The organism is Mycobacterium sp. AMU20-3851, from assembly GCF_043974665.1.
In the GTDB taxonomy this organism is placed as follows: domain Bacteria; phylum Actinomycetota; class Actinomycetes; order Mycobacteriales; family Mycobacteriaceae; genus Mycobacterium.
In genome coordinates this window covers 1,472,042-1,497,192 of record NZ_CP146371.1, presented here as the reverse complement: position 1 = coordinate 1,497,192, position 25,151 = coordinate 1,472,042, and the positions used below count along the sequence as shown (strand labels likewise).

The following is a 25,151-nucleotide window of genomic DNA, read 5'->3' as shown; positions in this document are numbered from 1 at the left end:
CTATCCACAAATCAAACACCACACCCCACCACCAAAGATGGAGCAACAACAAGAACTCCCACCCAACGGTGTGAGCCGGCACAAGACCCTCACATAGAGGACCAAGACCGCGGGCCTGTTGTCTCAAAGCCCAATAGTGTGTCTGGCAGTTTCAAAAGTTTGTTGTGCACCGACCGACAGCCCACTACAGGCGCCGGCACTGATCTCCCAACCGTACTGATCCCACACTCGTGGGGACGGGGGAACTTAATTGGTGCTCCTTAGAAAGGAGGTGATCCAGCCGCACCTTCCGGTACGGCTACCTTGTTACGACTTCGTCCCAATCGCCGATCCCACCTTCGACGGCTCCCTCCCACAAGGGGTTAGGCCACCGGCTTCGGGTGTTACCGACTTTCATGACGTGACGGGCGGTGTGTACAAGGCCCGGGAACGTATTCACCGCAGCGTTGCTGATCTGCGATTACTAGCGACTCCGACTTCACGGGGTCGAGTTGCAGACCCCGATCCGAACTGAGACCGGCTTTGAAAGGATTCGCTCCACCTCACGGCATCGCAGCCCTTTGTACCGGCCATTGTAGCATGTGTGAAGCCCTGGACATAAGGGGCATGATGACTTGACGTCATCCCCACCTTCCTCCGAGTTGACCCCGGCAGTCTCCTACGAGTCCCCGGCATAACCCGCTGGCAACATAGGACAAGGGTTGCGCTCGTTGCGGGACTTAACCCAACATCTCACGACACGAGCTGACGACAGCCATGCACCACCTGCACACAGGCCACAAGGGAAACCACATCTCTGCAGTCGTCCTGTGCATGTCAAACCCAGGTAAGGTTCTTCGCGTTGCATCGAATTAATCCACATGCTCCGCCGCTTGTGCGGGCCCCCGTCAATTTCTTTGAGTTTTAGCCTTGCGGCCGTACTCCCCAGGCGGGGTACTTAATGCGTTAGCTACGGCACGGATCCCAAGGAAGGAAACCCACACCTAGTACCCACCGTTTACGGCGTGGACTACCAGGGTATCTAATCCTGTTCGCTCCCCACGCTTTCGCTCCTCAGCGTCAGTTACTGCCCAGAGACCCGCCTTCGCCACCGGTGTTCCTCCTGATATCTGCGCATTCCACCGCTACACCAGGAATTCCAGTCTCCCCTGCAGTACTCAAGTCTGCCCGTATCGCCCGCACGCCCACAGTTAAGCTGTGAGTTTTCACGAACAACGCGACAAACCACCTACGAGCTCTTTACGCCCAGTAATTCCGGACAACGCTCGGACCCTACGTATTACCGCGGCTGCTGGCACGTAGTTGGCCGGTCCTTCTTCTGCACATACCGTCACTTGCGCTTCGTCTGTGCTGAAAGAGGTTTACAACCCGAAGGCCGTCATCCCTCACGCGGCGTCGCTGCATCAGGCTTGCGCCCATTGTGCAATATTCCCCACTGCTGCCTCCCGTAGGAGTCTGGGCCGTATCTCAGTCCCAGTGTGGCCGGTCACCCTCTCAGGCCGGCTACCCGTCGTCGCCTTGGTAGGCCATTACCCCACCAACAAGCTGATAGGCCGCGGGCTCATCCCACACCGCAAAAGCTTTCCACCACACACCATGAAGCGCGTGGTCATATTCGGTATTAGACCCAGTTTCCCAGGCTTATCCCAAAGTGCAGGGCAGATCACCCACGTGTTACTCACCCGTTCGCCACTCGAGTACCCCGAAGGGCCTTTCCGTTCGACTTGCATGTGTTAAGCACGCCGCCAGCGTTCGTCCTGAGCCAGAATCAAACTCTCCAAACAAAAACTCCCGGGACAAACCCAGGCGAATTCGAATCAGAACAATTCGATCTCAACAAAAGACACCAAAAACTGGCATCAAAAAAACAACCATCCCACGTGGCAGGAAGACGGGGAGTCCCCCACCAAGATGGCCAAAAACAACAAACAAAAACCACCAAACACACTATTGAGTTCTCAAACAACAGACCAGATTGTGAAGAAGTCTCCCTTTCCAGGGCAACCCTGCCAGCTTAAACTATCTGCTCTGGCGAGTCAAGCTTCTCTGTCTCGCGTCTCCGCGGCGACTTCAAAAGATTAGATCTTCCGTCGTTGCGAAGTCAAATCCCCTGGTCAGGGGCGTGAAAGTCGCAATCCGCCGACTCGAACTAGCTTACCCGCTCGATCTCGGCACCCAAACTGACGAGGTTTTCCACGAACAGCGGGTAGCCGCGATCGATGTGGTAGACGTCGTGCACCTCGGTATCGCCGTCGGCGACCAGGCCCGCCAGCACCAGGCCGGCGCCGGCCCGGATATCCGACGCCCACACCGGCGCACTCGACAACTGCGGCAGCCCACGCACCACGGCATGGTGCCCGTCGGTGCGGGCGTCCGCACCCAACCGGATCATCTCCTCCACGAACCGGAACCTCGCCTCGAACACGTTCTCGGTGATCATCGAGGTGCCGTCGGCGATACAGGCCAGCCCGATCGCCATCGGCTGCAGGTCGGTCGGGAACCCCGGGAACGGCAGGGTCGCGACGTTCACGGCCTTGGGCCGCTCGTACTGCACCACCCGGAAACCGTTATCGTGCTGGGTGACGGTGGCACCCGCATCGTGCAGTTTGTGCAACACGAGCTGTAGGTGCGCGGGGTCCACCCCGGTGACCGAGATGTCACCGCGCGTCATGGCCGCGGCTATCCCCCAGGTCGCCGCGACGATCCGATCCCCGATCACCCGGTGCTCGGTCGGATAGAGCCGATCCACCCCGGTGATCGTCAGCGTCGACGACCCGGCCCCGGTCACCTGCGCGCCCATCTCGTTGAGCATCGTGCAGATGTCAGCGATGTCGGGTTCCCGGGCCGCGTTGTGGATGGTGGTCACACCCTCCGCGAGCACCGCCGCCATCAGGATGTTCTCGGTTGCCCCGACGGACGGGAACTCGAGTTGGATCTCCGCACCGCGTAACCGGTCGGCCTCGGCCACCACACAGCCGTGCTCGATATTGCACCTGGCGCCGAGCTGACGCAGCCCGGACTGATGCATGTCCAACGGCCGGGAACCGATGGCGTCGCCACCGGGCAGCGCCACCCTCGCCCGCTTCCCCCGGCCCACCAACGGGCCGAGCACACACACCGAGGCCCGGAACTGCCGGACCGCGGCGAAGTCGGCGTCGTACTTCACCTCATCGGGCGAGGTGATCCGAACGGTCGACCCGTCGAGTTCGACGGTCGCCCCCAGTCCCCTCAGCACCTCGGCCATCAACGGGACATCCAGGATGTCCGGGCAGTTGGTGATCGTGCTGGTGCCTTCGGCCAACAACGCCGCCGCCATCAGTTTGAGCACGCTGTTCTTTGCTCCCCCGACGGCGACTTCGCCCGATAACCGGCTCCCGCCCGTCACCACGAAACGATCGCTCACGCGGGCCAGTGTATTCATCCGCGGTATCGGTTGGAGAACACTGCGGCGACGATGTCCCGCTCCCCCGGTACGGTCTAACCATGGCTGTGCACCTGACCCGCATCTATACCCGGACCGGCGACGATGGCACCACCGGCCTGAGTGACTTCAGCCGGGTGTCCAAGAACGACGGGCGTCTGGAGGCCTATGCGGACTGTGATGAGGCCAACGCCGCCATCGGCGTCGCGCTCTCCCTCGGTCAGCCCGACGAGCGCATTCGTCAGGTGCTGTTGCAGATCCAGAACGATCTTTTCGACGCCGGCGCCGACCTGTCCACGCCCGTTGTCGAGAATCCGGAGTACCCGCCGCTGCGTGTCCGTCAGGACTACATCGATCGGCTCGAGACCTGGTGTGACGCGTTCAACGAAGATCTGCCGAAGCTCGATTCGTTCATCCTGCCCGGCGGCACCGCGCTCTCGGCGCTGTTGCACGTCGCGCGGACGGTGACCAGGCGCGCCGAGCGGGCCGCCTGGCGGGCGGTCGAGCAACACGGGGATTCGGTGAACGTTCTGCCGGCGAAGTACCTCAACCGGCTGTCGGATCTGCTGTTCATCCTGTCCCGGGTGGCCAACCCGGACGGTGACGTGAAGTGGAAGCCGGGTGGCGATCGCCAACAAGCCGGCGATTAGGCCGAACGCCGGCGACGGCGCGCCCGCGGGGACGGCCGGGACTCCAGCCAGGACGTGAAAGCGGTCAGCGCGCCGCGATCCAGCGCCACCTCGTAACCACGGCCGCGTTCGGGGCTGACGTCGCGCAGCTCCAGGATGACGATCTCGTGGGTCATGATGTCGAACTCGTCACCGCGCGGGGAACGCCGCGCGACGACTTCCAGACCGAGCCGGCTCAACCGCCGATCCGGCCACCAGCGCATGCTCGACAGCCGGTAGAACTCGGCCTCACCACCGCGATAGCGCAGCACCCCGTGCCGCCAACCCTGGCCGCCCACGGCCGGAAAGTCGCGCAGGATGGCCGCGGTGCCGCCGACCTGGCGCAACTTCCACAGCCGGTAGCCCAGCGCGACGACTGCCACCAGCAAAACGCCGACGAGCGCGACCATGAACATCATGGACGCGCTCATCGGCGTTGCCTACTAGTCGAGCTGCCCGACCGCGCGCAGCCGCGCGCGGCCCCAGGCTGCCGTCGATGCGTCGTCGGACTCGGCGTCCCGCTTGGCGGCGTCGGCGTCGACCTCGGACTCGAACTGAGCGTTCTCCACGAGCAGGCTCACCTTGCCCTCGGTCACCGACAGGAAGCCGCCATCGACCGCGATGCGAAGGTCATCCTCGCCCTCCCGCTCGACGCGCACCATGGCGTCGTCGACGAGCTGGGCCACCAACGGGATGTGCCGCGGCAGGATGCCGATCTCACCGGCGGTGGTACGCGTGAACACGAATGTGGCCTTGCCCGACCACAACTCGCGCTCGACGGCGACGATCTCGACGTCAAGGTCAGCCATGGCACACCACCTTTCGTACTAGAAACCGGGTCACAGCTTGGCGCCGAGGGTTTCTGCCTTCTTCGCCAGGTCGTCAAGACCACCGATGAGGAAGAATGCCTGCTCGGGCAGGTGGTCGAACTCACCCTTGGCCAGCTTGTCGAAGGCCTCGATGGTCTCCTTGAGCGGCACGGTCGAACCGGGCTGACCGGTGAACTGCTCGGCGGCCATCATGTTCTGGCTCAGGAAACGCTCGATCTTACGGGCGCGGTACACCAGCACCTTGTCCTCTTCGGACAGCTCGTCGATACCGAGGATGGCGATGATGTCCTGGAGATCCTTGTAGCGCTGCAGGATCCGGATGACTTCCTGGGCGACGCGGTAGTGCTCGTCGCCGACCACGCTCGGGTGCAGGATCGTCGAGGACGATGCCAGCGGATCCACCGCGGGGAAGATGCCCTTGGAGAACACCGCACGAGAAAGCTCGGTGGTGGCATCCAGGTGGGCGAACGTGGTGGCCGGGGCCGGGTCGGTGTAGTCGTCGGCGGGCACGTACACGGCCTGCATCGAGGTGATCGAGCGACCACGGGTCGAGGTGATGCGCTCCTGGAGCTCACCCATCTCGTCGGCCAGCGTCGGCTGGTAACCCACGGCCGAAGGCATACGACCCAGCAGGGTCGACACCTCGGAACCGGCCTGGGTGAACCGGAAGATGTTGTCGATGAACAGCAGCACGTCCTGGCCCTGCTCATCGCGGAAGAACTCCGCCATGGTCAGTGCGGACAGGGCGACGCGCATACGGGTGCCCGGCGGTTCGTCCATCTGGCCGAACACCAAGGCGGTGTCCTTGAGCACGTTGGCGTCCGCGAGCTCGACCCACAGGTCGTTGCCCTCACGGGTGCGCTCACCCACGCCGGCGAACACCGAGGTGCCACCGAAGTTGCGGGCGATGCGGTTGATCATCTCCTGGATCAGAACGGTCTTGCCGACGCCGGCACCACCGAACAGGGCGATCTTGCCGCCACGCACGTACGGCGTGAGCAGGTCGACGACCTTCAGACCGGTCTCCAGCATCTCGGTGCGGGGCTCCAGGTCGGCGAAGGCCGGCGGCTTGCGGTGGATGGACCAGTGCTCGAAGTCCTTGCCGTAGCCGGGCTCGTCGAGGCAGTCACCTAGGGCGTTGAACACGTGGCCCTTGACGCCGTCACCGACGGGCACCGAGATCGAGGCGCCGGTGTCGGTCACGTCCTGGCCGCGGACCAGGCCGTCGGTGGGCTGCATCGAGATGCAGCGGACCAGGTTGTCGCCCAGGTGCTGGGCGACCTCGAGGGTCAGGGTCTTGGCCAGCGCGCCGAAGGTGATCTCGGCATGCAGGGCGTTCAGCAGTTCGGGCACGGAGCCACGCGGGAACTCGACGTCGACCACGGGGCCCGTGATACGAACTACGCGACCCGTCGTGGTTTTTTCTGCGACAGCAGTCATATTCCTTTTCGCTTCCTACGGGGCTTACTTCGAGTCGGCCAGCGCGTTGGCGCCGCCGACGATCTCGCTGATTTCCTGGGTGATCTGCGCCTGACGCTCGCGGTTGGCCGCCAGCGTGAGTGCCTTGATCAGATCGTCGGCGTTGTCGGTGGCCGACTTCATGGCGCGCCGGCGCGAGGCCGACTCCGAGGCCGCTGCCTCCAGCAGAGCCGCGTACACACGGGTCGCGATGTAGCGCGGCAGCAGTGCGTCGAACAGCGTCTCGGCATTCGGTTCGAACGAGAACAGCGTGTGCGGCCCCTCTTCGGCCTCACCCACGTACTCGACGACCATCGGAGCGACCCGCAGTGCGACCGCGGTCTGCGACAGCATCGACCGGAATTCGGTTGAGACGATATGGATCTCGTCCACGCCGAGGATGCCGTCGGCACCCGCGTCGTCACCCTCGTCGTCGGCACCGGACATGAACGCGGTCACCAGGGTGTCCGCGATGTCCTTGGCGTGCTCGTACGTCGGCCGCTCGGAGAAGCCGGTCCAGGCCTCGGACACCTTGCGCTGGCGGAAGCTGTAGTAGCCCACCGCCTTACGTCCCACGACGTAGAGCACCGGGTCCTTGCCCTCTTCACGGAGAAGCGAGAACAGCTCCTCGGCGCGACGCAGCACGTTGGCGTTGTAACCGCCGCACAGTCCGCGGTCCGAGGAGACCACCAGCACGGCGGCCCGCTTCGGGTTCTCCCGCGGAACGAGCAGCGGGTGATCCAGCGCGCTGGCACCGGCGAGCTCGGTGAGCATGCTGGTGATCTCGGTGGCGTAGGGCCGAGCAGCCTCGACCCTCGCCTGTGCCTTGGCGATTCGCGACGTGGCGATCAGTTCCTGGGCCTTGGTGATCTTCTTGATCGACCCGGCGGAACGGATGCGGCCGCGTAGCTCGCGCAGTGTGGCTGCCATTGGTTACCTAGGCCTTCTTGGGTGCAGGCTTGCGGACCTTGACCGATTCCTTCTCCAGATCCTCGGGATCCAGAGCGTCGGCATCGTGCTCGGTCGCGACGACAGAGCTGCCATCGGAAGCCGAGAAGCCCTTCTTGAAGTCGTTGATGACGGTCACGAGCTTCTCCTCGGCCTCCTCGGAGAGCTTCTTGCTTTCCTTGATGCCGGTGAGGATGTCGCCGTGGCTGGCCTTGACGTGCTCCAGCAGTTCCGCCTCGAAGCGCGAGACGTCTTCGGCCGGAACCGAATCCAGGTGGCCCTGGGTGCCGAGGAAGATCGCGACGACCTGGTCCTCGACGGCCATCGGGCTGTACTGGGGCTGCTTGAGCAGCTCGACCAGACGCACACCGCGGTCCAGCTGAGCCTTCGACGCGGCGTCCAGGTCGGAGGCGAAGGCCGCGAAGGCCTCCAGCTCGCGGTACTGCGACAGGTCCAGACGCAGCGAGCCCGCGACCTCCTTCATGGCCTTGATCTGCGCGGCGCCACCGACGCGGGACACCGACACACCCACGTTGACGGCCGGACGCACACCCTGGTTGAACAGGTCGGACTCCAGGAAGCACTGTCCGTCGGTGATGGAGATGACGTTGGTCGGGATGAACGCCGAGATGTCGTTGGCCTTGGTCTCGATGATCGGCAGACCCGTCATCGAGCCGCCGCCGAGTTCGTCGGACAGCTTCGCGCAACGCTCCAGCAGACGGGAGTGCAGGTAGAAGACGTCACCGGGGAACGCCTCGCGGCCCGGCGGACGACGCAGCAGCAGCGAGATGGCGCGGTAGGCGTCGGCCTGCTTGGTCAGATCGTCGAAGACGATCAGGACGTGCTTGCCGTCGTACATCCAGTGCTGGCCGATGGCCGAGCCGGTGTACGGGGCCAGCCACTTGAAGCCGGCCGGATCGGAAGCCGGGGCCGCGACGATGGTGGTGTACTCCATCGCGCCGCCCTCTTCGAGCGCACGCTTCACCGAGGCGATGGTGGTGCCCTTCTGACCGATCGCGACGTAGACGCAGCGCACCTGCTGGTTCGGGTCACCGGTCTCCCAGGCCTGACGCTGGTTCAGGATGGTGTCGACGGCGACGGCGGTCTTGCCGGTCTTGCGGTCACCGATGATCAGCTGACGCTGGCCGCGGCCGATCGGGGTCATCGCGTCGATGGCCTTGATACCGGTCTGCAGCGGCTCGCCGACGCCCTGGCGCTGGACCACCGAGGGTGCCTGCAGCTCGAGCTCACGCCGGGTATCCGACGCGATGTCGCCCTGGCCGTCGATCGGCTGGCCGAGCGGGTTCACCACGCGGCCGAGGAAGGCGTCGCCGACCGGCACCGAGAGCACCTCACCGGTGCGCTTGACCTGCTGGCCCTGCTCGATCTTGTTGAACTCGCCCAGGATCACGGCACCGACGCTGTGCTCGTCGAGGTTCAGCGCCACGCCCAGCACGCCGCCCTCGAACTCGAGCAGCTCCTGGGTCATGACCGAGGGCAGGCCCTCGACGTGGGCGATGCCGTCACCGGCATCGACGACGGTGCCGACCTCTTCCCGCTCGGTGTCGGCGGAAAACGAGGATACGTAGTCCTCGATGGCACCTTCGATATCAGAAGCGGAGATTGTCAACTCTGCCATGGTTTTTCGTCTTCCTACCTTTGATCTGGGTGATGAGTCTTTGGGATCGGGTCTCGTCAGTCCGGCAGCTGGTTCTGCGCAGCAGCCAAGCGGGACGCGATGGAGCCGTCGATCACTTCGTCACCGACGGTGATCGACAGACCACCGAGCAGTTCCGGATCGACATGCAACTGGACGGACACCGGATGCCCGTAGATTCGCGTGAGCACGGCGGTCAGGCGATCGCGCTGGGCGTCGCTCAGATCCGCGGCTGCGCTCACGTGGGCGACGACCTCCCCGCGACGAGCCACGGCGAGCTCGGCGAGATCGATCACGGCTTCGTCGGCACGCTCACCGCGAAGCAGGGTCACGGTCTGGGTCAGCAGCGCGGCCGCGGTGCCATTGGCACTGCTACCGGTCCCGACAACCTTGTCCAACAACGCGATCCGGTCCGCGGAGTCGGTGGTGTAATCGCTCAACAGCGCGGACAGCTGCGGCTCGTTGTCGAGCACCCGGCCGAACTGGAACAGCTGATCCTCGACCTCGTCGACCTCACCGGCGACCTGGGCGCGCTGCAGCAGAGCCAGCCGCGCGAGGTGCTCGATGCCGTCGACCAGGTTGGACTCGACCGACCAGCGCTGCGAGGCGGCGGTACGGACGAGCTTGAGGGCTGGGTCGCCGATCTTGCCGGTCAGCAGCTTGTCGACCAGCGCGACCTTCGCCTCGGCCGATTTCGTCGGCTCGGCGAGATGCTTGGTCAGCGTGCCTTCGGAGAGCAGCAGCTTGGCCACCGCGGTCAGGTCGTCGGCCAGGGCCGTCAGACCGTTGGCATCCAATCCACTTGCGGCGCTGTCGAAGTCGGAAACCAAGCTTTCCAGCGACGCACGGCTGGCGGCCCGCAGTCCGGCGGAGAAGCCGGTCTCGATGACCGCAGACGAGGGCGCCATCTGGTCGAGGTCGTCCAGGAAGCGGTCGACGGTGGCCGCCTGTGCGGCCGGGTCGGCCACATAGGAGCGAACCAGGTCACCGGCCTTGCGGACCGCCTCATCGCCCAGGCCCAGACGCAGCTGACGCACGGTCTGCTGGCGGAGCAGCTGAATCTGCTGCCCGCCCTGGGCCTTGATCCGCTCGGCGTCCAGACCGGCCTGCTCGGCCAGCTGGGCCTTGATCCGCTCGGCATCCTGCTTGGCCTCGCTGGTGACGCTGCCGGACTCGGCCTCGGCATCGGCGAGGGCCTTGGCGTGCATGGCATCGGCATCAGCGAGCCGCTTCGCCGCCTCGGCGCTCTCGGCCAGGGCGACACGGACGGCTTCCTGCTGCTTGACCATCAGCCCCTTGATCAGGGGCGCCACCCATTTGACGATGATGAACACGATGACGGCAAAGCCGATCAGCTGTCCGATGAATGTCGACATCTACTTGTTCCGTCCCGAATTCACGTCGACGCCGAGGATGCGGCTGGCCAGGGTGGCCGACAGGCCATCCACCGACGAAGCCAGCTCGGCTTGAGCAGCTGAACCCTGCTGGGACAGCTTCTCGTTGGCCTGGCGTACCGTCTCGGCGACCTCGCCGCTGGCCTCGGCCCGCTTCGAGTCGACGACCTGACGGCCGGCGGCGCGTGCCTCGTCACGAACGGCGGATGCCTCGGCGCGTGCGCCGGCCATCGCCTTGTCGTAGTCGGCCTGAGCGGCTGCAACCTGTTCGGCCGACTTGCGGCTGTCAGCAGCGGTCTTGGCCAGCATGGCCTCGCGCTCGGCGAGCACCTTGCTGATCGGCGGCACCACCCACTTCCAGATCACGCCGAGCGTGATCAGGAAGATGAGCAGCACAGCGAAAAAGGTGCCGTTGGGGATCAGGAAGTTACTGGTCCCACCGCCCTCTTCCGCGGCCACGATGGATACGGTCAGTTGGTCCATGCTGTCGGACTACTGCAGGCCAGGAGTGGCGAAGACGAACAGCGCCATGAAGGCCAGGTTGATGAAGTACGCGGCTTCCACCAGACCGACGGTGATGAAGAACGGGGTGAACAGCCGGCCCTGGGCCTCGGGCTGCCGGGCGATGCCGGAGATCAGCGCGTTACCCGCGATGCCGTCACCGATACCGGCGCCGATGGCACCGCCACCCATGATCAGACCGCCACCGATCAGCGCGCCAGCAGTGATGATGGCGTTGGGATCGAGTTCCATTACTTTCTTCCTCCTTGTAACTGGCGGCGGTGCCACCAGGACTGCTTCATACGGGTCGTGCGGGTTGCTTAGTGCGCGTGTGCTTTTTCGTCGTGGTCGTCATGAACTTCCATCGCCTGGCTGAAGTACAGGATCGTCAGCAGCGAGAAGATGAAGGCCTGGATCAGACCGACGAACAGGTCGAAGGTCTTCCAGATGGCGTTCGGTGCCCACTGGATGTACCAGGGGAACATCGCGATCAGGCCGACCAGGATGCCGCCGGCGAAGATGTTGCCGAAAAGTCGGAGTGCCAGCGAGATCGGCTTGGCCAGCTCCTCGACGATGTTGATCGGGGCCAGGAAGGCGACGTGGCCCTTGACGACCGCGATCGGGTGGCCGATCGCGCCGCGGCGCCAGACGCCCGCGGCGTGGTAGCAGATGAACACGAACAGCGCGAGGGCCAACACGAAGTTGATGTCCGAGGCAGGCGGCTTGTACAGCTCGGCGGCCGCACCGTCGGCACCGCCGTACTGCCAGGGCAGCACCGCCAGCCAGTTGGAGATCAGGATGAAGGCGAACAGGGCGACGGCGAGCGGCAACACGAAGGGGGCGACCTTCATGCCGATCGAGCCCTCGATCTGCTGGCGCATCTGGATGGTCAGCGCCTCCCAGAACAGCTGCACGCCGCCGGGGACACCGGTCGAGGTGACCTTGGACTTCAGGTAGAACGCCAGACCGATGATGATCAGCGCGGTGATCGCGGTCGCGAGGATGGTGTCACCGTTGAACGTCATGCCGAACATCTCGAACACCATCGTGTGGTGTCCGACGTGGATGGCGGCGCCACCCTCTTCGGCGGCGAGCACAGTCTCAGTCATCAGGGTCAGCTCAATCCTTCGAATCCGATGCGGGGACGTCTTCGACGTCCAAGCCGTTGGAGCGGATCTTCTTCAGCACCGGGATGCTGGTGCTCATCACCAGCAGTGCCTGGAAGATTGCCAGCCCGAACAGCACCGCAATTCCGCCGTGTGCCTTGAAGTAGATGGCCAACACCAGCGCGACTGCGGTGATCACCAACAGTCGCGTGGCGGAGTTCACGGCCATTTTCTTCTTGAGAGGGTGGTCCTCCATCGTGATCGACTCGACGGCCCGACGCACCAGCAGCGCGTTGAGCAGACCGAGACCGAGTCCGATGCCGAAGAACACACCGAAGAAGATGTTGCCGACGTAACCGGCGGCCGCAACGGCCACCGCGGTCAACGCCACGCAGACGATCAGGAGCCGCAACGGACGGAAGGCGACGGAAGGGAACACCAGGGGCGCGTCCTGCGCTGGCGTCGTCACGTCGTTCACCTCAATCCCGCGGCGTCGAGGGGGGTACTGATCGATAACACAAAAAACTGCAAAACTGCTGTGCGTGCCCGACGAGAATATCGGAGGGCAGCGGGCGGGCTGGACTCACCCAAGGGGTAGCTCCCTGTTTTCGGTCATACAGATGGTCGTGCATCGGCGCCGAGCGGTCGATTCGACTGCTTAGCCAAGCCGGCAACCCGCGTGTTTCTCGGGTTATGACCGGAACCGTACCACAAGGTAGGAGGCACAAAAACTGGCCTACTACTTTCGGTCGTACATCGGCTCTACGGTTCCTGGATCGGACCGTTCCGGCCGCGCAACAGGGGTATCAGTGTCACCACCCCGGCGACCAGAATCGCCGCGAGCATGACCGCCAGGGTGTGCCGGGGATCGAAGAAGATGGTGCTCGCGGCGCCCAGGGCGACGATGCCCACCCACAGATAGATCAGCAGGACGACGCGGCGGTGGGAGTGCCCGATCTGTAGCAACCGGTGGTGCAGATGCATTTTGTCCGGGCTGAACGGGCTCTTGCCGGCCCGGGTGCGGCGCACGATCGCCAACAGCATGTCCAGCGCCGGTACGAACATCACCGCGACGACCAGCAGGAACGGCGACATCAGCGCGAAGACGTCGCGGGCACCGTAGGCGTTCTGCGAGATCGGGCCCGCCGCGGTCGTCGACGCGGCCGCGAGCATCAGTCCGATGAGCATCGAACCGGAATCCCCCATGAAGATCTTGGCCCGGTGGAAGTTGTGCGGCAGGAAACCCAGGCAGGCGCCGGCCAGCACCACCGAGATGATCGCCGGCGGGTAGAACAGCACGTCGCCGCCGTGGTCGCGGAGCAGACCGACGGAAAAGATGCAGATCGCCAGCGCGGTGATCAGCCCCAGCCCGGCGGCCAGCCCGTCCAGGCCGTCGACGAAGTTCATCGCGTTGACGATCGACACCGTCAACGCCAGGGTCAGCAGGATCGAGGTCACCTGGTCCAGCACGATGGTGCCGACGCCACCGATCGGGATGTAGAGCACGCTCCAGGCGACGCCCATGGTGACCAGCACGCTGGCGGCGGTGATCTGGCCGGCGAACTTCGTCAGCGCGTCCAGACCCCACCGGTCGTCGATGAGGCCGACCAGCATGATGAGCCCGCCGGCGACCACCACGGCCGGCATCCCGGTCGAGTAGACGAAGCCGCGGTTGAGCGCGGGCAACTGCGAGGCCAGCAGCACCGCGACGACCACCCCGAGGTAGATCGCCAGCCCACCCATCCGGGGGGTGGGCGCCACGTGCACGTCGCGTTCCCGCGGGTAGGCCACCGCGCCGATGCGCAGGGCCAGCGCCCGCACCCAGCCGGTGGCGAAGTAGGTGATGATCGCGGCGGCCAGGCCGACGAGGGCGAGCTCGCGCAGCGGTACGCCGGCGCCGCGGTCGGACAGGGCGAGCAGACCCTCAGCCAGAAAGACCGGTTCGCTCACCCGGTGAACCGTACGCGAAGAGACTGAGGGCGGCCGCGCATGGCAGGTGACGCCGGGGACGGCGTGTCAGACCGGATTTCCAGCCGGGCCCCCGGGGGCGAGCGCCGTGGCCTCGACGCCGAGCACCCGGGCGACGTCGGCCGTCGACACCGGCCCTTCGCGCAGGACCCGCGGCTGCGAGGTGGACACGTCCACGATGGTGGAGGCGGCGCCCTGCGGGGACGGGCCGCCGTCGAGGTAGACCTCGACCCGCGCGCCCAGCTGGGCCTGGGCTTCGGCGGCGGTGACGGCCGCCGGGTGGCCGGAGATGTTGGCGCTGGAGACCGCCATCGGGCCCACTTCGCGCAGCAGGTCGATGGCCACCGGGTGCAGCGGCATCCGCAGCATGACGGTGCCGTTGGCGTCGCCGAGATCCCATTGCAGTGACGGCGCGTGCCGGACCACCAGGCTCAGCGCCCCCGGCCAGAATGCCTGGATCAGTTCGCGTGCGGCGGGCGGCACCGCGTACACCAGTCCGTCGATGGTGTGCCAGGACCCGACCAGCACACCGACGGGCATGTCGCGCCCCCGGTTCTTGGCCGCGAGCAGCGCGCCCACCGCCTCGCTGTTGAACGCGTCGGCACCGATCCCGTAGACGGTGTCGGTGGGCAGCACGACCAGTCCCCCACCCTTGACCGCGCTGACCGCGGACGTCAGACCGGTGGCCCGCTGGTCGGGGTCGGCGCAGTCGAACAGCTGTGTCATGGCTCCTCGCTCGGGCGCTCGTCGGATCTCATCTGGGGCTAGCTTCTCACCGCGGTCACGAAGCGGTGCCGACCGGCCAGGTCGCGGCGTGCCGTGATGTCGGTGAACACACCGGCGGCACCGAACAGGTCCACGGTGGCCGCCGAGGTGGTGTCGTCGTGTTCCACCCCGACCTGCCCCCCGGGCCGCAGCAACCGCGACACCAGATCGACGATGGGCGCGATGACGGCCATACCGTCCGGGCCACCGAACAACGCGGCATGCGGATCATGTTCGGCCACTTCGGGTTCCAGGTCCGCCCCGTCGGGAATGTAGGGCGGGTTGGATACCACCAGGTCCACGCTGCCGGCCAGCTCGGCCAGCACATCCGGTGCGGTGACGTCGGCGCGGATCAGTTCCACCTGCGATCCCGCGACGTTGTCGCGGGCGTAGCGCAACGCGTCCTCGGAGCGCTCGACGGCGATCACGCGGACGTCGGGACGGTAGGTGGCCAGCGCCAGCGCCAGCGCACCCGAGCCGGTGCACAGGTCCACGATCACCCCGCCGGCCGGGACGGGCACGGCGTGCGCCCACTCCAGCAGCGCCTCGGTCTCCGGACGCGGGATGAACACCCCGGGTCCGACCGTCAGCGTCAGCGGACCGAAGGCGGCGCTGCCCACCAGGTGCTGCAGCGGAATCCGCTGCGCACGCTGCCCGACGAGGGTGCGGTAGCGGTCCAGGAAATCCGGACCGGGTTCGGTGAACCTCAGCAGTCCCCGGTCGACGCCGGCGACGTGCGCGGCGAGCAGCTCGGCGTCGGCGCGCGCCGAATCGATCCCGGCCGCCGCCAGCGCAGCGGCGGCATCGGCGATCGCCTGCGCGAGCACGGCTACGCCTGCTGCAGGCGCGACTGCTTGTCGGCGGCGGCCAGGGCGTCCAGCAGCGCATCCATGTCGCCGTCGAGCACCTGGTCGAGGTTGTGCGCCTTGAAGTTGATCCGGTGATCGGCGATCCGGTTCTCCGGGAAGTTGTAGGTGCGGATCCGCTCGCTGCGGTCGACCGTGCGGATCTGGCTGGCCCGGTCCGCCGACGCGTCCGCGGCGGCCTGCTCCTCGGCGAGGGCCTGCAGACGCGCCGCGAGCACGACCATGGCGCGGGCCTTGTTCTGCAGCTGGCTGCGCTCGTTCTGGCAGGTGACGACGATGCCGGTGGGCAGGTGGGTGATGCGCACCGCCGAGTCGGTGGTGTTGACGCCCTGTCCGCCCTTGCCCGAGGACCGGTAGACGTCGATGCGCAGATCCGATTCGTCGATCTGGACCGCCTCGACGTCGTCGGGTTCCGGGTACACCAGCACGCCGGCGGCCGAAGTGTGCACCCGGCCTTGGGATTCGGTCACCGGCACGCGCTGCACGCGGTGCACGCCGCCCTCGAACTTCATCCGCGACCACACCCCGTCGGCGGAATCGCCCTTGCTGGCGATGGTGATCGTGGCGTCCTTGTAGCCGCCCAGGTCCGACCAGGTCTCGTCGAGCACGGTGACCGTCCAGCCGTGCCGTTCGGCGTACCGGATGTACATCCGGGCCAGGTCGGCGGCGAACAGCGCCGATTCCTCACCGCCCTCACCCGATTTCACTTCCAGTACGACGTCGTCGGCGTCGTGCGGATCGCGGGGGGCCAGCAGGTCGGTCAGCTTGGCGTCGAGTTCGGCGACCTTCGCCTCCAGCTCGGGCACCTCGGCGGCGAACGCCGCGTCCTCGGCGGCCAGTTCGCGGGCAGCCTCCAGATCGCCACGGGTCTCTTCCAGCTTGCGGTACGTCGAGACGATCGGCGACAACTGCGCGAACCGGCGCCCGACCCGTCGGGCGGCACCGGCATCGGCGTGCAGGGCGGGATCGGACAGCTGGGTCTGCAGGTCCGCGTGCTCGGCCAGCAACGCCTCGATCGCGGGGGCGGTGTCCGTCATCGTGGTCTCCAATGAGCGCAAATCGACCTGTGAACGCAAATCGGCGCCCGGTCCTGGCACGGATGCCAGGTACGGGCGCCGATGGTGCAGCTAGTTGTCGGCAGCAGCCTTCGCCGTGTCATTTCCCGTCGCTGCGCTCGCCCCGGCCCGCTTGCCGTAGCGCTTCTCGAAGCGCGCCACACGGCCGCCACTGTCGAGGATCTTCTGCTTACCGGTGTAGAACGGGTGGCACTGCGAGCAGACCTCGACCACGATGTGGCCGCTCTCCTTGGTGCTGCGGGTGGTGAAGGTGTGACCGCAGCCGCAGACCACATTGGTCTCGACGTAGTTGGGGTGAATACCCGATTTCATGGCTTTCCTCTGCAATCGTTGGCCGCCGGGTCGCCCGAGCCCAGACCTGGGAGTCTTCGAGCGTGAACCGGAACCGAGGGTCGACGGTCCATTATGCCAGGTCAACCGCCGAATGCGAAAACGCGCCGGGACCGGCCCGTATTCCCGGCTCAGGACACCGGCAGGTAGTCCCGACCGGACCGCTCCCAGAGGCAGCGACCGCGCGGGGCGGTGCCCAGGGCGATCAATTCGCGCTTGAGGATCTTGTTGGTCGCCGTGCTGGGCAGTTCCTCGGCGATCCAGACGTAGCGGGGCCGCGCCTTCGGCGACAGGTCGGGCTGGGCGGCGAGGAACTCCGCGAAGGCCTCGGGGGTGAGTTTCGCGTCTTCCTGTAGCACCATCGCCGCCATCACCTGGTCGCCCACGTGCTCGTCGGGGACGGGATAGACCGCGACGACCGCGACCTCGGGCAGCCGCAGCAGGATACGCTCGATGGGCGCGGCGGTCAGGTTCTCCCCGTCCACCCGCATCCAGTCGCCGGTTCGTCCGGCCAGGTAGATCCAGCCCTGTTCGTCGCGGTAGGCCAGGTCACCGGACCAGTAGATGCCGCCGCGCAGCCGTTCACCGGTGGCGGCGGAGTCGTTGTAGTACCCGCGGAACAGCCCGCTCCCGGTGGTGTTGACCAACTCCCCCGTCGCGGCTTCGGCGTTGATCAATGCGCCGGTGGCGTCAAAGCGCGCCACCTCGCATTCGGTGCCGGTCTCCGGGTTGTAGATGGCCACCCCCGGGAAGCCCTGGCCGATCGATCCCGGCGGTGTGTTCTCGGGCCGGGTGATGATCACGGCGGTCTCGGTGGACCCGAATCCGTCCCACACGGTGCAGCCGAACCGCCGCCCGAAGGCTTCGATGTCACGGTCGGCGGCCTCGTTGCCGAACGCGACGCGCAGCGGGTTGTCGGCGTCGTCGGACTGCTCCGGCGTCGCCAGGATGTAGGCCAGTGGTTTGCCGACATAGTTCATGTAGGTCGCGCCGTAGCGGCGGATGTCCGGCAGGAACGACGAGGCCGAAAAGCTCGCGGGCGCCATGGCGGCGCCGGCCCCGACCGCGACGCTCCACCCCGCGTAGACGGCGTTCGAGTGGAACAGCGGCATGGCCAGGTAGCAGGTGTCGCGGCTGTCGAGTCCGTAGCGCTCGACGAGTGCGCTGCCGGCGAACAGCACCGTCGAGTGCGGCACCTCGACGGCCTTGGGTTCACCGCTGGTGCCGGAGGTGAAGATCATCATGAAGGTGTCGTCGGGGGCGCATTCGCGGTGTGGGGTGAGGTCGGGCGCCTGCGCCAGCAGCTGCGCCCAGGACGGGTCGGAGGTGTCGAGCACCGTCACACCGGGCAGGTCCAGGCCGTCCAGCAGCGGGCGGTGGGCGGCGTCGGTGAGCAGGATCTGGGTGTCGACCCGGGCGATGTCGCGGGCCAGGGCGTCGCCGCGGCGGGTGGTGTTGATACCGCACAGCACGTAGCCACCCAGGCCGGCGGCGGCCAGCGCGGTGAGCATGTCGGGCGAATTCCCCAGCAGGGCCGCGACATGCAACGGCCGCGCGGGATCGGCGAGGCCGATGAGGGCGGCGGCCTGGCGACCGGCGTCCGCGAGGTGTTCGCGCCAGGTCCAGACGTCGTCGCCGTATTTGACCGCCGGGGTGTCGTCGTCGACTCGGCCGCGCAGCAGTTGTTGCAGTGTGTCGGGCATCCGTGCGGCACCTCCGTCAGTGAACAGATCCTCGGCATTGTCTACCATCGTTGACGGCCCGTTTCGCCGTCCCGGCCCGACTTGTTGGCAGAATGCAACTCACCGAGTTCTCAAGTTGAGGAGCCATTCTGTGCCCACCCGCACGGCCACCGTCCGTGACCGCCTGATCGATGCGGCCGAGGTGTGCCTGCACGCCAAGGGCATCCGCGCCACCACCGTCTCCGAAGTGGCCGAGACGGCCGGGGTGTCCCGGGGCTGGCTGTACCGGCACTTCCCGGACAAGGTGACGCTGCTGGGCGCGGCGATCGTGCGCCTCAACGAGGCCTACTGGTCGCAGGCGCACGCCGTTCTGGGACAGGTGCAGGGTCTCGACCAGCAGATCGCGGCGGGTATCGGATATGGCCGCACGGCCTACGACGACCCGGGTGCGTTGCTGATGAAGCTGCGGGTCGCCGAACCCGAGGAGTTCGCCGCGTGCGCGGGCGCCGGCGTCCAGGGCCTGGTGCCCGATTTGGCCAACTTCTGGACCGGCTACCTGATCGAGGCCCGCGAGAACGGCGAGATCCACCCCGACACCGTCATCGATGAGGCGTCGGAATGGGTTGCCCGCGTGGTGATCTCACTGGCTACCGTGCCGGGCGACACGCTGGATCCGGATGATCCCGGCCAACTGCTCAGCCACATCCGGCGGTATCTGATCCCGGCGCTGCGCACCGACCCTGCGGTCTGAACACCGACCCCGCCGACCCCGGACCGTCCGAGCAGTCCCCCGCAAGCGGGTGGGGGTACCTCCCTCTGGGGGCGCGCCCCCAGCTCGCGGAAGCTAGTCGTCGCCGTTGCCGCCCGGGGCGGTCTTGGAGACCTGGACCAAGAACTCGTAGTTCGTCTTGGTCTTGCGCAGCTGGCTCATCAGCAGATCGATCGCCTGGTGGCTGTCCAGACCACTCAGCACCCGACGCAGCTTGTGCACGATCGCGAACTCGTCCGGGCCGAGCAGCAGCTCGTCCTTGCGGGTGCCGGACGGGTTGACGTCGACCGCCGGGAAGACCCGGCGCTCGGCGATCTTGCGATCGAGCTTGAGCTCGGCGTTACCGGTGCCCTTGAACTCCTCGAAGATGACCGTGTCACCGGTGGAGCCGGTCTCGACCATGGCCGTGGCGATGATCGTCAGCGACCCGCCGAACTCGATGTTGCGCGCCGCGCCGAGGAACCGCTTGGGCGGGTACAGCGCGGTCGAGTCGACACCACCGGAGAGGATGCGGCCCGACGCCGGTGAGGCGTTGTTGTACGCACGGCCCAGCCGGGTGATCGAGTCGAGCAGGACGACGACGTCCTTGCCCTGCTCCACGAGCCGCTTGGCCCGCTCGATGGCCAACTCGGCGGCCTGGGTGTGATCTGACGGCGGCCGGTCGAAGGTGGAGGCGATGACCTCACCCTTCACCGAACGCTGCATGTCGGTGACCTCTTCCGGGCGCTCGTCGACGAGCACAACCATCAGATGGCATTCCGGGTTGTTCTGGGTGATCGCGTTGGCGATGTCCTGCATGATCGTGGTCTTACCGGCCTTGGGCGGGGACACGATCAGCGCGCGCTGCCCCTTACCGATCGGCATGATCAGGTCGATCACGCGGGTGGTGAGGCGATCGGGAGTGGTCTCCAGACGCAGTCGCTGGTTCGGGTACAGCGGCGTCATCTTGGTGAAGTCCGGGCGGTTCTTGGCGTTCTCCACCGGACCGCCGTTGACGGTGTCCAGTCGGACCAACGGGTTGAACTTCTGCCGCGGGTTGTTGCCGCCACCGCCTTCGCCGTCGCGGGCCACCCGCACGGCACCGGTCACCGCGTCACCGCGGCGCAGGCCGTTCTTGCGCACCATGTTCATCGACACGTACACGTCGTTCGGTCCGGCCAGGTAGCCCGAGGTCCGCACGAACGCGTAGTTGTCCAGCACGTCGAGGATGCCGGCCACCGGCTGGACGACATCGTCCTCGCGCAGTTCGGTGTCGCGGTCGCCCCCGCCACTACCGCCTTCGCCACCGGAACGCTCGCCGCGGCGCCGGCGGTCACGGAACCGCCGGCCGCGACGGCCCTGGCGGCCCTCGTCGTCATCGTTGTTGGCGTTCTGGTTGTTGGCGTTCTGATTGTTGCGGTCGCCGCTGTTGCGGTTCTGCTGGTCACCGCCGTCGGCGTTCTTGGCCTGGTTCTCGCGGTTGTCGGAGCCCCCGCCGGTGTTGTCGGCGCGCTCGGCGCGCTCGGTGCGCTGGGACTCCGGCGCGGAGTTGGCGGCGGCGTCGGCCTTGTTCTCGCCCTTGTTGGCCTCGGCCTTGTCGTCGGCTTTGTCACCGGCCTTCTCGCTGCCCGCCTTGTCGCCGGCCTGGGCCTTCTGGCCGTCCGGCGCTCCCGACTGACGGGCCGCACCGCGGCGTTCCCGGCGCGGCGCGGTGGCCTGCTGCGGGGCCTCCCCGGCATCAGCCTGCGGCGCGGCCGGAGCCTCGGCAGCCTTGGTGGGCGCCTCGGCGGCCTTGGCGGGCGCAGCCTTGGCGGCACCGCCGCCCTGGTGCTCCTTGATGGCGGCGATCAGTTCGCTCTTTCGCATGCCCGAGGTGCCCTTGACACCCACTTCACCGGCCAGGGCACGCAGATCCGGAAGCAGCATCGACGTCAGCGAGCCGGAACGGCCACCGCGAGTGACGCCTGCGCTCGGCGCGGCTTTGGTTGCGGTCACGGCGGCGGAGTCCGCGGCGGTCGCGCCGCTCTCGCTTGCCGTGAAGAGGTCCGTATCAGTCACGGATTTCCTTTCTTTCCCTCGCCTGTCGCAATTTCGCGAGGGGATCCCCGAAGGTCATCTGCGCCCAGCCGAAGAGCCGAGCGCGTGTTCTTCCGCGGCGTCGCCTTCGCCGGAGCAACGGTGAGCGCCAGGGTCCGCCGCTGCGCGGCAGACCATCAGTCCACGAGTGAAACGAAAGATTGGGTAGTCGTCCTAAGTGTCAGCGCAGGTAGAGCCGCTGTGATTGCTGGACGATTGCGAGAATAACCCGCATCAGTGCTGGAAGCAAGGAGCCCCCGGTTCTCGCGTGTTACCCCGACACCGTCTGCGCGGGGGTTTCCGCGTTCCAGCGCACCGCGTCTCCGGCCGACTTCTCGGTCACACTGAACCCGTTGGCGGCGCCGTACTCGAGGACTTCGGCCGACAGATCGGAACCATCTGTGAGAGCAATCACCGCTGGTCCTGCGCCGGAAAGCACCGCTGCCACCCCAGAACGCCGCAGCAACGCCAGGTATTCCGCCGAGGCCGGCATCGCCGGCGCGCGCTGCGCCTGGTGCAGCCGATCGTCGGTGGCTTCCAACAGCAGATCCGGCCGCTGGGTGAGCGCCACCACAAGCATCGCCGTGCGCGCCAGATTGAACCGTGCATCGGCGTGGCTGACCTGTTCGGGCAGCAGCCCACGGGTCGCGGCGGTCGAGGACCGGGTCTCCGGCACCGCCGGGAACAGCCGGATGTCGGGGTGCAGCTGCAGGTGGGCAGCGTCGTAGCGGGCCGGGTCGCTGCCGGCGACAGTCCAGGAGACCACTGCCCCACCGAGCACGGCTGCCGCCGCGTTGTCGGGGTGACCCTCGAACTCCGAGGACAGCTGAACCAGCTCAGCGACGGTCAGCTCCGGCGAATCCACCTGCGTGGCAAAACCATTGACCACGGCCAGTCCGCCGACGACCGCTGCGGCGGACGAGCCGAGCCCACGGGAATGCGGGATCGCATTGCGACACACGACATTCAGGCCATCGACGCTCAGGCCGGCGGAGTCCAGCCCACGCTGGATCGCGCGCACCACCAAGTGATCGGCGGTCAGCGGAACCTGCCCGGAACCCTGACCCTCGACCTCGATCGTGAGGCCGGAATCAGTTGTCTCGACGACGATTTCGTCATACAGACTCAGCGCGAGGCCAAGGCTGTCGAATCCGGGGCCGAGGTTGGCACTGGAGGCCGCGACGACGGCGCTGGCCCGCAGTCCAGCCGGCAGAGTTCGGTTCACCAATGTTCTGACCGTCAGCCCAGACCCAGGTGGGCCACCACGGCGGACGGGTCGACCGGGATCGGCGTCACCTCGGGCATGCCCTTGAGCGCGGTGTCGGGGTCCTTGAGGCCATTGCCGGTCACCGTGCACACCACGGTCGAGCCGGGCTTGACCCAGCCGTCCTCGATCGACTTGAGCAGACCGGCGATGCTCGCCGCGGAGGCCGGCTCGACGAACACGCCCTCGGCCGCGGCCACCAGACGATAGGCGGCCAGGATCTCCTCGTCGGTGGCGGCCAGGAAACGGCCGCCGGACTGCTCCTGGGCCTCCACGGCGGAGTTCCAGGATGCCGGTGACCCGATCCGGATGGCGGTCGCGATCGTCTCCGGGTTACTCACCGGATGCCCGCTGACCAGCGGGGCGGCACCGGCGGCCTGGGTTCCGAGCATGCGCGGCAGGCGATCTGACAGACCGTCGCGGTGGTACTCGCGATATCCGCGCCAGTAGGCGGTGATGTTGCCGGCATTGCCGACCGGCAGCGAGTGCACGTCCGGCGCGGTGCCCAGCACGTCGACGATCTCGAACGCGGCGGTCTTCTGCCCCTCGATGCGGACCGGGTTCACCGAGTTGACCAGCCCGATGGACGGGTAGTCCGCGGTGAGCTTGCGGGCCAGTTCAAGGCAGTCGTCGAAGTTGCCTTCGACCTGGATGATCTTGGCGCCGTGCATGACTGCCTGCGCGAGCTTGCCCATGGCGATCTTGCCCTGCGGGATCAGCACCGCGCAGGTGATCCCGCCACGCGAGGCATAGGCCGCCGCCGAGGCCGAGGTGTTGCCGGTGGACGCGCACAGCACGGCCTGCTGGCCGCGCGCGATCGCGTCGGTCACCGCCATCGTCATGCCGCGGTCCTTGAAGGAGCCGGTGGGGTTGAGTCCCTCCACCTTCAGGTGCACGTTGCAACCGGTCTGCTCGGACAGCCGCTTGGCGTGGATCAGCGGCGTGCCGCCCTCCAGCAGGGTGACGGGGCTCCAGTCCTTCGCGTCAGGCAGCCGGTCCCGGTAGGCCTCGATCAGACCCGGCCATGGCTTGTGCACCGGCCCCGCGGCCGCTGTGCCACTCATGCGTTTGTCCCTTCCATACGAAGCACGCTGTTGATGGTCTGCACCACGTCCAGGTCGGCCAGCGCCTCAACGGTTTCCGACAGCGCCGCGTCGGTGGCCTGGTGGGTGACCACCACGATCCGGGCACCGCAGAGCTCGCCCTCGTCGTCGGTCATGCCTTCCTGGCGGACCTCGGCGATGCTCACCTCACGCTTACTGAATTCCGCTGCCACAGCGGACAAGACGCCCGGACGGTCTTTGACGTTCATGTTGACGTAGTACCGGGTCGGGATGGCGCCGATCGGAGCGATGGGCAGCTTCGCGTACTTGGACTCGCGCGGGCCGCGGCCGCCCTGCACCCGGTTGCGGGCGGCCATCACCAGGTCACCGGTCACCGCCGAGGCCGTCGGCGCACCGCCGGCGCCCTGGCCGTAGAACATCAGCCGACCGGCCGCCTCGGCTTCGACGACCACCGCGTTGAACGCACCGTTGACCGTCGCCAGTGGATGGTCCAGCGGGACCAGCGCCGGGTAGACCCGCGCCGAGACCTTCTGCTTGCCCTTGCCGGTGGTGATGCGTTCGCAGATGGCGAGGAGTTTGATGTTGCAGCCCAACGCCTTTGCCGACTCGAAGTCGGTGGCGCTCACCTTGGTGATGCCTTCGCGGTAGACGTCGTCGGCGGTCACCCGGGTGTGGAAGGCGATGGATGCGAGGATCGCCGCCTTGGCCGCGGCGTCGTAGCCCTCGACGTCGGCGGTGGGGTCGGCCTCGGCGTAACCGAGGGCGCTCGCGTCGGCGAGTGCGTCTGCGTAGTCGGCGCCGGTGTCGTTCATCGCCGAGAGGATGTAGTTGGTGGTGCCGTTGACGATGCCTGCCACCCGCAGCACCGTGTCACCGGCCAGCGACTGCGTCAGCGGCCGGATCACCGGGATCGCGCCGGCCACCGCCGCCTCGAAATACAGGTCCACCCGCGCCTTTTCGGCTGCCTGCGCGAGCTCACCGGTGGACTGGGCCATCAGTGCCTTGTTCGCGGTGACGACGGACTTGCCGTTCTGCAGGGCGGTCATGATGGCCTTGCGGGCCGGTTCGACCGGTCCCATCAGTTCCACCACGATGTCGACGTCGTCGCGGGACACCAGTGCGTCGATGTCGTCGGTGAGCAGGCTGACCGGGACACCGCGGTCCTCGGACACCCGGCGAACGCCGATCCCGCGCAGTTCCAGCGGGGCGCCGATGCGCGCCTCGAGGTCCGCGGCGCTCTCCTCGATGATCCGGACCACCTCGGTGCCGACGTTGCCCAGTCCGAGCACCGCCACGCCGATCGATTTCTGGTCTGTCATGCGCGAACCT

23 protein-coding genes and 1 rRNA gene are annotated in these 25,151 nt (G+C 66.8%); 2 read left to right on the top strand and 22 right to left on the bottom strand.

The annotated features are described in order from the left end of the window. Window positions 1-264 precede the first annotated feature (264 nt). Window positions 265-1,784 (bottom strand): 16S ribosomal RNA (locus tag V4U86_RS07310). Between the two features lie 365 nt (window positions 1,785-2,149). Next, window positions 2,150-3,403: a UDP-N-acetylglucosamine 1-carboxyvinyltransferase gene (gene murA / locus V4U86_RS07305; RefSeq protein ID WP_395310600.1), complete on the bottom strand. Its 1,254-nt coding sequence runs from the start codon at window positions 3,401-3,403 to the stop codon at window positions 2,150-2,152. 80 nt (window positions 3,404-3,483) lie between these two features. On the opposite strand from murA, the gene V4U86_RS07300 reads away from it, so the two are divergent. Further along, a complete protein-coding gene (locus V4U86_RS07300; protein ID WP_395310599.1) occupies window positions 3,484-4,071 on the top strand; it encodes a cob(I)yrinic acid a,c-diamide adenosyltransferase in 588 nt (195 codons plus the stop codon). On the opposite strand, the gene V4U86_RS07295 is transcribed toward V4U86_RS07300, so the two are convergent. The 16 genes from V4U86_RS07295 to fadD1 all read right to left on the bottom strand — a co-directional run bounded on the left by V4U86_RS07295 (window position 4,068) and on the right by fadD1 (window position 18,691). Next, window positions 4,068-4,520 carry a DUF2550 domain-containing protein gene (locus tag V4U86_RS07295; protein WP_395310598.1) on the bottom strand — a complete coding sequence of 151 codons (453 nt, stop codon included), beginning with the start codon at window positions 4,518-4,520 and terminating at the stop codon, window positions 4,068-4,070. The two genes, V4U86_RS07300 and V4U86_RS07295, sit on opposite strands and share 4 nt — an antisense overlap. Window positions 4,521-4,532: 12 nt before the next feature. Continuing rightward, window positions 4,533-4,898: a F0F1 ATP synthase subunit epsilon gene (locus tag V4U86_RS07290; RefSeq protein ID WP_395310597.1), complete on the bottom strand. Its 366-nt coding sequence runs from the start codon at window positions 4,896-4,898 to the stop codon at window positions 4,533-4,535. A gap of 30 nt (window positions 4,899-4,928) precedes the next feature. Then, on the bottom strand, window positions 4,929-6,359 hold the full coding sequence (gene atpD, locus V4U86_RS07285) for a F0F1 ATP synthase subunit beta (protein WP_395310596.1): 1,431 nt from the start codon (window positions 6,357-6,359) through the stop codon (window positions 4,929-4,931). 24 nt (window positions 6,360-6,383) lie between these two features. Further along, window positions 6,384-7,307 (bottom strand): F0F1 ATP synthase subunit gamma, encoded by a 924-nt coding sequence (locus V4U86_RS07280; RefSeq protein ID WP_395310595.1) that lies wholly within the window; start codon window positions 7,305-7,307, stop codon window positions 6,384-6,386. Between the two features lie 7 nt (window positions 7,308-7,314). Beyond that, window positions 7,315-8,964 carry a F0F1 ATP synthase subunit alpha gene (gene atpA, locus V4U86_RS07275; protein WP_395310594.1) on the bottom strand — a complete coding sequence of 550 codons (1,650 nt, stop codon included), beginning with the start codon at window positions 8,962-8,964 and terminating at the stop codon, window positions 7,315-7,317. Between the two features lie 56 nt (window positions 8,965-9,020). Then, on the bottom strand, window positions 9,021-10,358 hold the full coding sequence (locus tag V4U86_RS07270) for a F0F1 ATP synthase subunit B/delta (RefSeq protein ID WP_395310593.1): 1,338 nt from the start codon (window positions 10,356-10,358) through the stop codon (window positions 9,021-9,023). Further along, window positions 10,359-10,859, bottom strand: a complete 501-nt coding sequence (locus V4U86_RS07265) for a F0F1 ATP synthase subunit B (protein ID WP_395310592.1) — start codon at window positions 10,857-10,859, stop codon at window positions 10,359-10,361. 9 nt (window positions 10,860-10,868) lie between these two features. Then, window positions 10,869-11,129 (bottom strand): F0F1 ATP synthase subunit C, encoded by a 261-nt coding sequence (locus V4U86_RS07260; RefSeq protein ID WP_036440957.1) that lies wholly within the window; start codon window positions 11,127-11,129, stop codon window positions 10,869-10,871. 68 nt (window positions 11,130-11,197) lie between these two features. Then, on the bottom strand, window positions 11,198-11,986 hold the full coding sequence (gene atpB / locus V4U86_RS07255) for a F0F1 ATP synthase subunit A (protein ID WP_395310591.1): 789 nt from the start codon (window positions 11,984-11,986) through the stop codon (window positions 11,198-11,200). A gap of 10 nt (window positions 11,987-11,996) precedes the next feature. Continuing rightward, window positions 11,997-12,452, bottom strand: a complete 456-nt coding sequence (locus V4U86_RS07250) for an ATP synthase subunit I (protein ID WP_395310590.1) — start codon at window positions 12,450-12,452, stop codon at window positions 11,997-11,999. A 293-nt stretch (window positions 12,453-12,745) separates the two neighbouring features. After that, window positions 12,746-13,933, bottom strand: a complete 1,188-nt coding sequence (locus tag V4U86_RS07245) for a glycosyltransferase family 4 protein (protein WP_395310589.1) — start codon at window positions 13,931-13,933, stop codon at window positions 12,746-12,748. A gap of 66 nt (window positions 13,934-13,999) precedes the next feature. Next, a complete protein-coding gene (locus tag V4U86_RS07240; RefSeq protein ID WP_395310588.1) occupies window positions 14,000-14,677 on the bottom strand; it encodes an L-threonylcarbamoyladenylate synthase in 678 nt (225 codons plus the stop codon). 38 nt (window positions 14,678-14,715) lie between these two features. Next, a complete protein-coding gene (gene prmC, locus V4U86_RS07235; protein ID WP_395310587.1) occupies window positions 14,716-15,543 on the bottom strand; it encodes a peptide chain release factor N(5)-glutamine methyltransferase in 828 nt (275 codons plus the stop codon). A 2-nt stretch (window positions 15,544-15,545) separates the two neighbouring features. Beyond that, window positions 15,546-16,619 (bottom strand): peptide chain release factor 1, encoded by a 1,074-nt coding sequence (gene prfA, locus V4U86_RS07230; RefSeq protein ID WP_395310586.1) that lies wholly within the window; start codon window positions 16,617-16,619, stop codon window positions 15,546-15,548. Window positions 16,620-16,709: 90 nt separating this feature from the next. Then, window positions 16,710-16,970, bottom strand: coding sequence for a 50S ribosomal protein L31 (gene rpmE, locus V4U86_RS07225; RefSeq protein ID WP_395310585.1), 261 nt, complete (start codon window positions 16,968-16,970; stop codon window positions 16,710-16,712). A 149-nt stretch (window positions 16,971-17,119) separates the two neighbouring features. After that, the gene (fadD1, locus tag V4U86_RS07220) at window positions 17,120-18,691 is read right to left on the bottom strand and encodes a fatty-acid--CoA ligase FadD1 (protein WP_395310584.1); all 1,572 of its coding nucleotides are present in this window, start codon (window positions 18,689-18,691) and stop codon (window positions 17,120-17,122) included. Between the two features lie 130 nt (window positions 18,692-18,821). Here fadD1 and V4U86_RS07215 point away from each other — a divergent pair, with 130 nt between their 5' ends. Continuing rightward, entirely contained in the window at window positions 18,822-19,421 is a 600-nt protein-coding gene (locus tag V4U86_RS07215) for a TetR/AcrR family transcriptional regulator (RefSeq protein ID WP_395310583.1), read from the top strand. Between the two features lie 93 nt (window positions 19,422-19,514). Here the strand turns inward: V4U86_RS07215 and rho are convergent, their stop codons facing one another. The 4 genes from rho to V4U86_RS07195 all read right to left on the bottom strand — a co-directional run bounded on the left by rho (window position 19,515) and on the right by V4U86_RS07195 (window position 25,141). Then, a complete protein-coding gene (gene rho, locus V4U86_RS07210) occupies window positions 19,515-21,476 on the bottom strand; it encodes a transcription termination factor Rho (RefSeq protein WP_425590832.1) in 1,962 nt (653 codons plus the stop codon). A gap of 289 nt (window positions 21,477-21,765) precedes the next feature. After that, window positions 21,766-22,719 carry a homoserine kinase gene (gene thrB / locus V4U86_RS07205; protein WP_395310582.1) on the bottom strand — a complete coding sequence of 318 codons (954 nt, stop codon included), beginning with the start codon at window positions 22,717-22,719 and terminating at the stop codon, window positions 21,766-21,768. A 14-nt stretch (window positions 22,720-22,733) separates the two neighbouring features. Further along, window positions 22,734-23,822, bottom strand: coding sequence for a threonine synthase (gene thrC / locus V4U86_RS07200; protein ID WP_395310581.1), 1,089 nt, complete (start codon window positions 23,820-23,822; stop codon window positions 22,734-22,736). Then, the gene (locus tag V4U86_RS07195) at window positions 23,819-25,141 is read right to left on the bottom strand and encodes a homoserine dehydrogenase (protein ID WP_395310580.1); all 1,323 of its coding nucleotides are present in this window, start codon (window positions 25,139-25,141) and stop codon (window positions 23,819-23,821) included. Before V4U86_RS07195 ends, thrC begins: the two co-directional genes overlap by 4 nt. Between the last annotated feature and the right edge of the window lie 10 nt (window positions 25,142-25,151).

What these genes read in the sequence shown, in the direction of transcription:
- V4U86_RS07300 (WP_395310599.1), top strand. Translation starts at nt 3,484, where the DNA reads ATGGCTGTGCACCTGACCCGCATCTATACCCGGACCGGCGACGATGGC.
- V4U86_RS07295 (WP_395310598.1), bottom strand. Translation starts at nt 4,520, where the DNA reads ATGAGCGCGTCCATGATGTTCATGGTCGCGCTCGTCGGCGTTTTGCTG.
- V4U86_RS07290 (WP_395310597.1), bottom strand. Translation starts at nt 4,898, where the DNA reads ATGGCTGACCTTGACGTCGAGATCGTCGCCGTCGAGCGCGAGTTGTGG.
- atpD (WP_395310596.1), bottom strand. Translation starts at nt 6,359, where the DNA reads ATGACTGCTGTCGCAGAAAAAACCACGACGGGTCGCGTAGTTCGTATC.
- V4U86_RS07280 (WP_395310595.1), bottom strand. Translation starts at nt 7,307, where the DNA reads ATGGCAGCCACACTGCGCGAGCTACGCGGCCGCATCCGTTCCGCCGGG.
- atpA (WP_395310594.1), bottom strand. Translation starts at nt 8,964, where the DNA reads ATGGCAGAGTTGACAATCTCCGCTTCTGATATCGAAGGTGCCATCGAG.
- V4U86_RS07270 (WP_395310593.1), bottom strand. Translation starts at nt 10,358, where the DNA reads ATGTCGACATTCATCGGACAGCTGATCGGCTTTGCCGTCATCGTGTTC.
- V4U86_RS07265 (WP_395310592.1), bottom strand. Translation starts at nt 10,859, where the DNA reads ATGGACCAACTGACCGTATCCATCGTGGCCGCGGAAGAGGGCGGTGGG.
- V4U86_RS07260 (WP_036440957.1), bottom strand. Translation starts at nt 11,129, where the DNA reads ATGGAACTCGATCCCAACGCCATCATCACTGCTGGCGCGCTGATCGGT.
- atpB (WP_395310591.1), bottom strand. Translation starts at nt 11,986, where the DNA reads ATGACTGAGACTGTGCTCGCCGCCGAAGAGGGTGGCGCCGCCATCCAC.
- V4U86_RS07240 (WP_395310588.1), bottom strand. Translation starts at nt 14,677, where the DNA reads ATGACACAGCTGTTCGACTGCGCCGACCCCGACCAGCGGGCCACCGGT.
- prfA (WP_395310586.1), bottom strand. Translation starts at nt 16,619, where the DNA reads ATGACGGACACCGCCCCCGCGATCGAGGCGTTGCTGGCCGAGCACGCG.
- rpmE (WP_395310585.1), bottom strand. Translation starts at nt 16,970, where the DNA reads ATGAAATCGGGTATTCACCCCAACTACGTCGAGACCAATGTGGTCTGC.
- fadD1 (WP_395310584.1), bottom strand. Translation starts at nt 18,691, where the DNA reads ATGCCCGACACACTGCAACAACTGCTGCGCGGCCGAGTCGACGACGAC.
- thrC (WP_395310581.1), bottom strand. Translation starts at nt 23,822, where the DNA reads ATGAGTGGCACAGCGGCCGCGGGGCCGGTGCACAAGCCATGGCCGGGT.
- V4U86_RS07195 (WP_395310580.1), bottom strand. Translation starts at nt 25,141, where the DNA reads ATGACAGACCAGAAATCGATCGGCGTGGCGGTGCTCGGACTGGGCAAC.